We start from the raw sequence: 11,382 nt of genomic DNA on the forward strand, positions 1-11,382 counted from the left end.
ATTAAAGGCAAGGACGGAAAGCGTATCGCACAAGGAATAAATTATAGATATGTCCAAGTCATTCAGCGATTCGACGGATACACATATCGAAGGGAGGGAATGAACATTGCGTAAGGCGCAATTCCTCCCCGTGCCTTAAGGCAGGGGCTTCCTTGCGCAAGTGTTCGTGACTAATGGAACTGATTATGATTGTCGTCATCGGTTGTTTATTTACCGCTGCGACATACTTGTTGCTCAGCAAAAGTTTGCTCCGTATTATTATCGGGACGGGTTTGCTCAGTCATGGTGCCCATCTTTTATTGTTAACGATGGGAGGATTAAAAGTTGGAGCGCCTCCGCTTTTAGGGGAGAAGGCGGCACGATACGTCGATCCGTTGCCGCAAGCACTCATTTTAACAGCGATCGTCATTAGTTTTGGGGTAACAGCGTTTTTCTTAGTGTTGGCATACCGTTCGTACCAAGAAATTGGAACAGATCATATAGAAGGGATGAAGGGAGATGAATAACCTTCTGCTTTTGCCTATTCTCATTCCGCTTGTCACAGCAATCATTCTTATTTTTTTTCCGAAGCACGTTTTTTGGCAACGGATAATTTCTTTCATATCGACATGTAGTTTAATTGTTGCAAGCGGCGCGTTGTTGTACCGTGTGCATACAGACGGCATTCAAACGTTAAACGTCGGAAATTGGCCCGCGCCATTTGGCATTACGCTCGTATCGGATTCGCTATCTGCTTTGCTTGTGTTGACAACAAGCATCATCGCGCTTGCTTGTTTAGTGTATTCTTTTTATGCGATCGGGCATAAGCGGGAAACGTTTTATTACTATTCGTTTTTTCAATTTTTGCTCGTTGGCGTCAACGGGGCGTTTACGACAGGTGATTTGTTCAACTTGTTCGTCTTTTTTGAAGTGATGCTTATGTCGTCTTACGTGCTGTTTGTGCTCGGAGGCACGAAAATACAGCTGCGTGAAGCGATTAAATATACGCTTGTGAACGTTATTTCTTCGGCGCTATTTGTCGTTGGAGTCGCGTATTTATATGCAGTAACAGGTACGTTAAATATGGCGCATTTAGCGGAGCGTATAAGCGAAATAGGAATGTCGCCTATTTTAACGGTTATTGCGGTATTGTTTATTATCGTATTTGGTTTAAAAGGAGCGATTTTTCCGCTATATTTTTGGCTTCCAGCAGCCTATTACGCCCCGCCTACCCCGATATTAGCCTTGTTTGGAGGTTTGTTGACAAAGGTTGGTGTGTACTCGATTTTGCGCACGTTTACGCTTTTATTCACGAGTGATGTCGGCTACACGCATACGTTGCTCGCTTGGCTTGCGCTCGGCACGATCGTCATCGGTGTCATTGGAGCAGTTGCATATAACGATATGCGCTATATCGTCATTTACAACATTATCGTTGCAGTCGGCGTTATGATTTTTGGGGTAGCGATGATGACGCCAGAAAGTTTAGAAGGAACGATTTTTTACATGTTGCAAGATATGGTCATGAAAGCAACATTATTTTTACTAGTCGGTATTGTTTTTTCCATCACTAGTTCAAATAACATTCGTTCATTTTCGGGGTTAATGTCGTCTTATCCGCTGCTTGGGTGGTCATTTTTCATCGCTGCATTGTCGCTTGCAGGCATTCCGCCGTTTAGCGGATTTATCGGAAAGTTATTAATTGTGAAAGCAAGTTTGCATGCTGGTTTGCTTTTCGAGGCAATTGTCATCTTATTGTCCAGCTTGCTCGTGTTATATTCGATCATGAAAATATTTATGAACGGCTTTTGGGGTGAGGAAAAAGGATTTGAAAGAAAGCCGCTCGATGGACGATTCATTCCTGTATTGTTGCTTCTCGTTTTATCTATTGCATATGGAGTTGGAATTGAATTTATCCGTCCGTTTGTCGTCGACGCGGTTAACGTGTTAGCGGATCCGAATATGTACATTCAAGCGGTGTTAAAGGAGTAGAAAGCGATGGCATTTCAAATTTTATTAAATGTATGTTTAGCGTTCGTCTGGATGTTTTTAACCGTTTCATTTAATGGGGCATCGTTTATTATTGGGTACGTCATCGGGTTGCTTATTATTTTTATGTTGCGTCGATTCTTCCATTCGCGTTTTTATCTCGCCCCGATGTTTGTCGTTGTAAAATTGCTTTTTATCTTTTTAAAAGAGCTTGTTTTATCAAATATTGCGGTGGCGAAAATCGTTATAAAGCCGTCTTTACACGTTGAACCGGCCATTTTCGCTTTGCCGACACAATTAAAAAAAGAATGGGAAATTACATTGTTAGCGATGCTCATTACGCTCACGCCAGGTACGCTCGTTTTAGATGTATCTGATGATAAAAGCACGTTGTATATTCACGCCTTAAATAGTCCAGATGTGCAAGAAGCGATTCAAAGCATTAAGCAATCGTTTGAGAAAACGATTATGGAGGTGAGCAAATGATTTGGAACGTAGCTCTCGTTATTCTTTCGCTTGCGATGATCGGCTTTTTATATCGCGTTGTCAAAGGTCCAAGCGCTGCTGATCGAGTGATTGCTCTAGATGCGATGGGCATTACGCTCGCTGGGATCGTTGCGATCGTTTCTATACTGTTAAATACGAGCGCGTTTTTAGACGTCATTTTGCTCATCGGTATTTTAGCGTTTGTCGGTACGGTCGCGTTTGCGAAGTTTTTAGAGAAAGGGGTTGTCATTGAACGTGGTGATCGCGATCGGTAATGTGCTCGTCGCAGCACTTGTTTTGTTCGGAGCGGTGCTCGTGCTCTTGTCGGCAGTTGGTGCGATTCGTTTACCGGATGTATATACGCGCAGCCATGCCATCAGCAAAAGCACGACGCTTGGCATGATGTGCATTTTACTCGGTGCATTTTTTCACTTTTTGCTTGAAAACGGTGAATTTAACTCACGGCTTTTGCTTGGCATCGTGTTTATTTTTATGACATCTCCTGTTGCGGCTCATCTCATTAGCCGCGCTGCGTATTACACAAACGTGCCGCGCTGGGAAGGAACGGTTCGTGATGATTTAAAAGAAAAAGCTGGCGGAAAATAACCGTCAGCTTTTTCTTAAAATGTATAAGGCATCTCACATCTTCCTTTCATTTTCATTTATGCTTATTTCAATTTAATGGAAGAATAGTTTGAAAATATACGTTTAATAGATTAATAGTTTCATGTTATGATATGAGCAAGGAAACGCTTTAGAAAACGAAAGAAGGGGTTTCACACGATGAAAAAGATGATTGTAGCTGGAGCAGTATTATCGACGTTATTTTTAGGGGAAAAAGCGGTTGATGCGGCACAATATACAGTTAAGTCGGGCGATTCGTTATGGAAAATTGCTCAAACGTTCCGCACATCGGTTAATGAATTAAAAACGTTAAATCAATTAAAGACGGACATCATTTATGTTGGACAAGTATTGCAATTACCTCATGCGAACGTGCGACCAACGGCACCTGTGACACAGCCAACAGCGCCAACGACACAAACAACAACATATACGATTCAGCGAGGCGATACGTTATCGACGATCGCACGGCAGTATAATACGACCATTACACGCCTTCTTGAACTAAACCCGACGATTACAGACGTAAACCGCATTTACGTTGGCCAAACGTTAACAGTACCGACAACAAATACAACAAATACAACAAATACAACAAATACAACAAATACAACAAATACAACAAATACAACGAATACAACAAGCCAACTTATATCGCCGAGACCGGCATCAACAGAGCCGACAAATAGCGCAAGTAAATCGTATATCGTCCAACCAGGCGACACATTGTCGACGATTGCTAGAAAATTTAATGTGACGTTAAACGATTTACTTGCACTAAATCCAACGATTACAAACGTGAACTTTATTCGCGTTGGCCAAACGATTAACGTGCCGCTTTCACGCGTTGGCCAAACGATTAACGTGCCGCTTTCACGCGTTGGCCAAACGATTAACGTGCCGCTTTCATGGGAAGAGCGAGCGAATGCGATTATTGAAACAGGGAAAAAATACATAGGAGCGAAATACTTATTCGGAGCGCCAACGACGCGCACAGACGTTTTTGATTGCTCATCGTTTACCCACCGCGTGTATAGAGAAAATGGTATTACATTGCCGCGTACATCGCGCGAACAAGCGATGGTTGGAACAGAAGTGCCGCTTGCGAGCGTGCGCAAAGGTGATTTAATCTTTTTTGATACGACAGGAGATGGAGTCATTAACCACGTATCGATCGTCGTTGACGCCAATACGTTATTGCACGCTGCCACAAGCACAGGTGTTGCTTTCGCGAATATGAGACCTTATTGGGCGCCGCGTGCGGTCAAAGCTGTTCGTCTTTTTTAACGGAACAGCAAGCAAAAAGATGCCTCTTACGTTTGAGGCATCTTTTCGTTTATCGTTAGCACCGTTTCAATCGCTTCATGGACGGAAGAAACGACGTAGTTTGCTTCGTTTTTCACTTGCTCGTGCGCATGTGACATGACAAAGCTATGTGGGGTCAGGCGAAACATCGGAATATCGTTAAACGAGTCGCCAAAGCAAGCGACTTCCTCCCCTTTCAGTTGTAAATGATTCATTAACAACCGAAGCGCCTCGCCTTTACTAATTTGTTTTGGCATAATATCTAAACAACGAGGTTCGGAAATAAACGTATCGACATATCGATCCCATTGTTTATGAACGAACGACTGAAAACGATTGATGACGTCTTCTTCAGCAATAACGGTAATTTTTGATGGAGAAAGATCATGGCCGATCGCATCGAGCATCTGTTTCTTTTCAACAATATCGAAAAATAGTCGCGATCGCATATGCTCCATTTGTTCCGTTTTTGTTTCGACAAAGCTCGTTTGTTCGTTACATACGAGCACGATCGCTTCAAGTGTGCGCGCTTGTTCATAAATGGAACGGGCAAGCGCTGGGTCAAATGTACGCTGATGAAGAAGATGATGGTCGCTTGTGTATACGAATGCCCCGTTTTGGCTAATGCGATGAGCGTCATGACCGATTTCTTTCAACACTTCTAAAATTTCATTGTCCATTCGTCCAGAAGCGACAGCAAAGTCGATACCGTTTGTAATCGCGCGCACGACTGCTTCACGATCTTCTTCTTTTACACGACGGTCATAACCGAGCAGCGTACCGTCTAAATCAGTAACAATGAGTCGAATCATGCTTGGCAAGCTCCTTCCATTTTTATGATGAACAAAAGTTTAATCGAATACATGCATTTGTGCAACTGAAACACCTTTTTGTCAAAAAACATTCACAGCTGTCTTGACAAAAAACATCGCATTTCCATTGACGTAGCTTTGTTCGTTTCGTAACATTGAAAGTAATGTAAACGTTTTTAAAGGGGCGAACTAGACGTGGAACAATCGTTTCGCATTGAAAAAGTGTTAAACAACAACGTGCTCATTGCCTCCCATCCGACGTATGATGAAGTCGTATTAATCGGAAAAGGAATTGGATTTGGCAAGAAAAAAGGGGACGTCATTGAACAAAAAGGTGTAGAAAAATGGTTCATTTTAAAAAATGAGCGTGAACAAGAACAATATAAAAAATTGTTGCCACACGTTGATGAAGAATTTATCGGCTTAATGAACGATATCATTCGCCACATTCAAAAGCGGACGAACAGCTCGTTAAACGAACATATTCACGTGGCGTTAACAGATCATATTTTGTTCGCAATCAAGCGATTAGAACAAGGAATGGACATTAAAAATCCATTTTTAGTTGAAACGAAAAGCCTATATCCGCTTGAATACGATGTGGCGGCAGAAGTCGTTAACATGTTGAATGAACGGTTACACATCGAGCTTCCGGAAGGAGAAATCGGCTTTATTGCTTTACACATTCATAGTGCGTTAACAAATCACCAACTGTCCGAAGTGAACCAACATTCACAGCTCATTTCCCGCCTCGTGTCCGTCGTTGAAGAGCAGCTCAACATTCGCATCGACCGTGAAAGCATCCATTATTTACGGTTTGTCCGCCATTTGCGCTATGCGATTGAACGGGTGAAAAAAGGCGAAAAAATTGAAGAGCCAAAAAAATTGTCGAATATATTGAAAGAGACGTACCCACTATGTTATAATTTGTCGTGGAAGCTCATAAAAATTATGCAGCAAACGTTGCAGCTTCCGGTAGATGAAGCCGAAGCCGTATATTTAACGTTGCACTTGCAGCGGTTAACTGGAAAAAGTGAATAACGACGCACTTATCTTTACGTGTTACTGATTCGATCAGGCATGAGTAAAGGAGGCGAAAAAGAGGTGGATCATTGTACCCTTTTTCTGTCGTTCTTTGCCCATGCCTTTTTGTTTTCCATCGTTTGCAAATGCTTACATTCGTTAGACGTCTAATGTGTTGTTTCATCTACTTCGGATACATGAATGTGCCGTTTGTTGCAAACATTAACAAAATGAAGGAGGGTTCTATAATGAAAAAAGCGTTTGGTACGTTACAAAAAGTCGGTAAAGCGCTTATGCTTCCCGTTGCGATTTTACCGGCAGCAGGTATTTTGCTTGCGTTTGGTAACGCATTGCAAAACCCAGCGTTAATTGAAAAAATTCCGGCGTTAGAAACTGGCTGGGTCGAAATGGTTGCAAAAGTGATGGAACAATCTGGTGGTATTGTATTTGCGAACTTGCCGCTTTTATTTGCGGTAGGGGTTGCCGTCGGATTAGCTGGCGGTGAAGGGGTTGCTGGTTTAGCGGCGATCATCGGTTACTTAGTCATGAACGTGACAATGAGCGTTATTTTAGGCGTAACAGCGGATCAAATTGGTACAGATCCATCGTTTGCGAACGTATTAGGTATTCCAACGTTGCAAACAGGGGTATTCGGCGGGATTATCGTCGGTATTTTAGCAGCGTATATGTACAACAAATACTTTAACATTGAATTGCCATCTTATTTAGGTTTCTTTGCAGGAAAACGTTTCGTTCCAATTGTGACAGCGGCATCGGCATTAATTCTCGGTATTGTGATGACGTGGTTATGGCCGCCTGTTCAACACGGATTAAACGCCTTTTCACACAACATGATCGATGCAAACCGTACGTTAGCGGCATTCGTTTTCGGTGTCATCGAGCGCGCATTAATTCCGTTCGGTTTACACCACATTTTCTACTCGCCGTTCTGGTTTGAGTTCGGTCAATACGTGAACAAAGCAGGCGAGCTTGTGCGCGGTGACCAACGTATTTTCTTCGAACAAATTAAAGACGGTGCTGAATTAACAGCTGGGACATTTATGACAGGAAAATTCCCGTTCATGATGTTCGGTTTACCAGCAGCTGCGCTTGCCATTTACCATGAAGCGCGTCCAGAAAACAAAAAAGTCGTTGCCGGTATTATGGCATCTGCCGCATTAACATCGTTTTTAACAGGAATTACAGAGCCAATTGAGTTTTCATTCTTATTCGTTGCGCCAGCATTATTTGCGATCCATACAATTTTCGCTGGATTATCGTTCATGCTTATGCACATGTTAGACGTCAAAATCGGTATGACGTTCTCTGGCGGGGTCATCGACTTCTTATTATTCGGTGTGTTGCCAGGACGTACAGCATGGTGGCTCGTCATTCCGGTCGGTTTAGTGTTTGCGGTCATTTACTACTTCGGCTTCCGCTTTGCGATTCGCAAATGGGATTTAGCGACGCCAGGTCGTGAAAAAGAAACGACAGACACAACAGCGGCAGCGGATGCAGGCGATCTTCCGCACGAAATTTTAGCAGCGCTTGGCGGAAAAGAAAATATCGCTCATTTAGATGCGTGCATTACACGTTTACGCGTTTCAGTAAACGATATTCAACACGTCGATAAAGATCGTCTAAAAGCGCTCGGAGCAGCTGGCGTATTAGAAGTTGGAAACAACATTCAAGCCATTTTCGGACCGAAATCAGACATTTTAAAAACACAAATTAAAGACATCATGGAAGGTCGCGTACCGACAAAAGCGGTAGAAAAAGCAAAACCAGTAGTACAAGCGACTGGCGAAACAGAACAAGTCGCATCGCCATTAACAGGAAAAGTCGTTCCGCTTTCTGAAGTGCCAGATCAAGTGTTTTCAACAAAAATGATGGGTGACGGTTTTGCGGTTGAGCCAACAGAAGGGACAGTCGTATCGCCAGTAGACGGCACGATCATCAACGTCTTCCCGACAAAACATGCGATCGGCATTCAATCAAAAACAGGTCGTGAAGTGCTTATCCACTTCGGAATTGATACAGTAAAATTAAACGGTCAAGGATTTGAAGCGCTCGTATCAGAAGGAACAGAAGTGAAAAAAGGACAACCGCTTTTAAAAGTGGACCTTGAATATGTGAAACAACATGCGCCTTCTGTTGTGACACCGATTATTTTCACAAACTTACAAGCAGGAGAAACAGTAAACATCACGAAACAAGGAACAGTAACAAAAGGCGAAGATGTCGTCGTCGTTCAAAAATAATTTACTTGCAAAATGCGTCATTTTTCGGTAAAAAAGCATAGAGGGTTTTTTGCCCTCTATGTTTTCAAAATAAAAAGTGAGGAGATGAACAATATGCAAAAAACGTTTAAAGTAACAGCAGAATCTGGTATTCATGCCCGTCCAGCAACTATGTTAGTGCAAACAGCAAGCAAATTTGATAGCGACATTCAATTAGAGTACAACGGCAAAAAAGTCAACTTAAAATCCATTATGGGTGTGATGTCGTTAGGAATTCCACAAGGTGCGCAAATTACCATTTCAGCTGAAGGTAGCGATGCAGCAGACGCGATTAACGCATTAACAGAAACGCTAGCAAAAGAAGGATTAGCGGAGTAATGAAACGATTGCAAGGGATTGCTGCATCGAATGGCATTGCCATTGCGAAGGCGTACCGTTTAGAACATCCAGATTTAACAGTTGAAAAACAAACGATTGAAAACCCAGCTGAACACGTTCGCCGCTTTCAACAAGCGCTCGCTAAATCGAAAGAAGAACTTGAAGCGATTCGAGCGCATGCATTAAAAGAGCTCGGCGAAGATAAAGCGGCCATTTTCTCCGCCCATTTGCTCGTACTAAGCGACCCAGAACTCGTACAAGCGGTCGAACAAAAAATTGAACAAGAGCGCGTGAATGCAGAATTCGCCCTTCACGATGTCACATCGATGTTCATCGCGATGTTTGAAGCGATGGATAACGAATATATGAAAGAGCGTGCAGCGGACATTCGCGACGTCACAAAACGCGTCCTCGCTCATTTATTAGGCGTTACGATTTCAAACCCAAGCATGATTACAGAAGAAGTCATCATTGTAGCTGAAGATTTAACGCCGTCAGATACGGCTCAATTAAATCGAAAATACGTGAAAGGTTTTACAACCGACATTGGTGGACGGACGTCCCACTCTGCCATTATGGCACGCTCGATGGAAATTCCGGCTGTCGTCGGCACGAAAGAAGCGACAGCGGCTATTCAAAACGGCGATGTCGTCATTATTGACGGGCTTGATGGCGAAGTCATTATCAACCCGACAGAAGAAACGATTGCACAATATGAACAAAAACGTGCCACATTCGCTGCCCAAAAAGCAGAATGGGCAAAGCTCGTTCATGAACAAACGACGACGAAAGACGGTCATCACGTTGAGCTTGCTGCCAACATCGGAACGCCAAACGATGTCGAAGGTGTACTCGCGAACGGGGCAGAAGGAATCGGCTTATACCGTACCGAATTTTTATACATGGGCCGCAACGAATTGCCGACAGAAGAAGAACAGTTTGAAGCATACAAAACGGTGCTAGAAAAAATGGAAGGAAAACCGGTCGTCGTTCGCACGCTAGACATTGGCGGCGACAAAGAATTGCCGTATTTAGACCTTCCAAAAGAAATGAACCCGTTTTTAGGTTTCCGTGCCGTTCGTCTTTGCTTAAATATGCAAGACATGTTCCGTACGCAACTTCGTGCATTGTTGCGCGCAAGTGTTTACGGTAATTTAAAAGTGATGTTCCCGATGATCGCGACGTTAGACGAGTTCCGTCAAGCGAAAGCTGTTCTTTTAGAAGAAAAAGAAAAGCTTGTCGCTGAAGGTGTTGCGGTATCCGATCATATCGAAGTCGGCATGATGGTCGAAATTCCAGCAGCCGCTGTATTGGCGGATCAATTTGCAAAAGAAGTAGACTTCTTTAGCATCGGAACGAACGACTTAATCCAATATACGATGGCGGCTGACCGCATGAACGAGCGCGTATCGTATTTATATCAACCGTACAACCCTGCCATTTTGCGCCTCATTTATAACGTCATTGAAGCGGCGCATAAAGAAGGAAAGTGGGTTGGCATGTGCGGTGAAATGGCGGGCGAAGAACTTGCTGTGCCGATTTTATTAGCGTTCGGCTTAGACGAATTTAGCATGAGTGCGACATCGATTTTACGCGTCCGCTCGCAATTAAAAAAGCTTTCTAAACAAGAAGCGGAACGAGTGAAAGATCACATTTTATCGCTTGCGACAGCAGAAGAAGTCGTTCGTTTCGTGAAAGAAACGTTCCAATAAAAAGAACCGGACGCCTCCGGTTCTTTTTTTCATGGAAAAAATCAGTACAAAACGGTCATAGACATCAGGTTATCAATTTTATTAAAATCATAGAATAATGATAAAGATTTTAATAAAATTGTTTATCCGTCCACGTCGTTTAAGCGACATGTACTCGGATTGGGTGTAACCCCACACCCGCTATCCCATTGGCGAACGCCTTTGGGAATACTTTTCTCATGATGTTGTATGCCCCGTTGACATCTGCGTTAATCAGTATTCCATTTTCAGATTGAAACAGTCCTCGCTTGATGCGCGTTCCTTTGTATTGCTTTTGCTTTTTGATTTCTTCCATGTCTAAAAAACTGCATTTCGATGTATAGCTTTCTTCTGTCACGATGACACGAATCCCATGCTGTGCTGCTTTGTACTGCAACTGATGAAGAAACGTTTGATACGGGATGTGAACGAACGCTTGATTTGTGCGCTTTCCGAGATGGACTTCACGCTTCCAATCTTTATTCATCCCCACCACAATCGTATCGCAGTCTAAAGACAGCGCATGTTTGATGACAAAGGCACTCGCTTGGTGTATAAAGTTTTCCACGATGCGGTTTCGTTTTTCTGTCATTTTGCTCATTCGTTTTGTCCAATCGAGTCCATTCATCTGTTTCGCTACTTTGCGGTAGTGGCTCATTTGTTTGTTATAGTATTGATTGGCGGATTTTAGACCTTTACCATTGATGACGATCGGTTGTTTGCCCACATTGTTCACAATGGTTGCGAAGTTATCTAATCCCAAATCAATACTGATATATCTGTTGTTATCTTGTTTTTGTGTTGGAATAGGGATTT

At 43.0% G+C, this 11,382-nt stretch carries 12 protein-coding genes; 10 read left to right on the forward strand and 2 right to left on the reverse strand.

Features of this window, described 5'->3' with window-relative positions:
* Positions 1-173 precede the first annotated feature (173 nt).
* From BM213_RS12405 to BM213_RS12430, 6 genes are all read left to right on the forward strand, one after another.
* Complete coding sequence (locus BM213_RS12405) at positions 174-506, forward strand: Na(+)/H(+) antiporter subunit C (RefSeq protein WP_004891396.1); 333 nt, start codon at positions 174-176, stop codon at positions 504-506.
* A complete protein-coding gene (locus BM213_RS12410; RefSeq protein WP_091704621.1) occupies positions 499-1,971 on the forward strand; it encodes a Na+/H+ antiporter subunit D in 1,473 nt (490 codons plus the stop codon). The genes BM213_RS12405 and BM213_RS12410 overlap by 8 nt, the downstream gene beginning before the upstream one ends.
* A gap of 6 nt (positions 1,972-1,977) precedes the next feature.
* Positions 1,978-2,454: a Na+/H+ antiporter subunit E gene (locus BM213_RS12415; RefSeq protein ID WP_091704624.1), complete on the forward strand. Its 477-nt coding sequence runs from the start codon at positions 1,978-1,980 to the stop codon at positions 2,452-2,454.
* Positions 2,451-2,729, forward strand: a complete 279-nt coding sequence (locus BM213_RS12420; protein ID WP_091704627.1) for a Na(+)/H(+) antiporter subunit F1 — start codon at positions 2,451-2,453, stop codon at positions 2,727-2,729. The genes BM213_RS12415 and BM213_RS12420 overlap by 4 nt, the downstream gene beginning before the upstream one ends.
* A complete protein-coding gene (mnhG, locus tag BM213_RS12425; protein WP_425265931.1) occupies positions 2,698-3,060 on the forward strand; it encodes a monovalent cation/H(+) antiporter subunit G in 363 nt (120 codons plus the stop codon). Before BM213_RS12420 ends, mnhG begins: the two co-directional genes overlap by 32 nt.
* 177 nt (positions 3,061-3,237) lie before the next feature.
* Positions 3,238-4,365 carry a C40 family peptidase gene (locus BM213_RS12430; RefSeq protein ID WP_091704630.1) on the forward strand — a complete coding sequence of 376 codons (1,128 nt, stop codon included), beginning with the start codon at positions 3,238-3,240 and terminating at the stop codon, positions 4,363-4,365.
* Between the two features lie 26 nt (positions 4,366-4,391).
* Here the strand turns inward: BM213_RS12430 and BM213_RS12435 are convergent, their stop codons facing one another.
* The gene (locus BM213_RS12435; RefSeq protein WP_091704633.1) at positions 4,392-5,195 is read right to left on the reverse strand and encodes an HAD family hydrolase; all 804 of its coding nucleotides are present in this window, start codon (positions 5,193-5,195) and stop codon (positions 4,392-4,394) included.
* Positions 5,196-5,390: 195 nt separating this feature from the next.
* Between BM213_RS12435 and glcT the strand changes: the two genes are divergently transcribed.
* From glcT to ptsP, 4 genes are all read left to right on the forward strand, one after another.
* Positions 5,391-6,236, forward strand: a complete 846-nt coding sequence (glcT, locus tag BM213_RS12440) for a glucose PTS transporter transcription antiterminator GlcT (protein WP_091704636.1) — start codon at positions 5,391-5,393, stop codon at positions 6,234-6,236.
* A gap of 227 nt (positions 6,237-6,463) precedes the next feature.
* The gene (gene ptsG / locus BM213_RS12445) at positions 6,464-8,479 is read left to right on the forward strand and encodes a glucose-specific PTS transporter subunit IIBC (protein WP_208601919.1); all 2,016 of its coding nucleotides are present in this window, start codon (positions 6,464-6,466) and stop codon (positions 8,477-8,479) included.
* Between the two features lie 84 nt (positions 8,480-8,563).
* On the forward strand, positions 8,564-8,836 hold the full coding sequence (locus tag BM213_RS12450; RefSeq protein ID WP_091704642.1) for a phosphocarrier protein HPr: 273 nt from the start codon (positions 8,564-8,566) through the stop codon (positions 8,834-8,836).
* The gene (gene ptsP / locus BM213_RS12455; protein ID WP_091704644.1) at positions 8,836-10,548 is read left to right on the forward strand and encodes a phosphoenolpyruvate--protein phosphotransferase; all 1,713 of its coding nucleotides are present in this window, start codon (positions 8,836-8,838) and stop codon (positions 10,546-10,548) included. The genes BM213_RS12450 and ptsP overlap by 1 nt, the downstream gene beginning before the upstream one ends.
* Before the next feature lie 139 nt (positions 10,549-10,687).
* Here ptsP and BM213_RS12460 read toward each other — a convergent pair.
* Positions 10,688-11,382, reverse strand: a 695-nt coding sequence (locus tag BM213_RS12460) for an RNA-guided endonuclease InsQ/TnpB family protein (protein WP_143091203.1), incomplete at its 5' end; no start/stop codon positions are given.

The sequence above is a fragment of the Anoxybacillus pushchinoensis genome (assembly GCF_900111795.1).
GTDB lineage: Bacteria > Bacillota > Bacilli > Bacillales > Anoxybacillaceae > Anoxybacillus > Anoxybacillus pushchinoensis.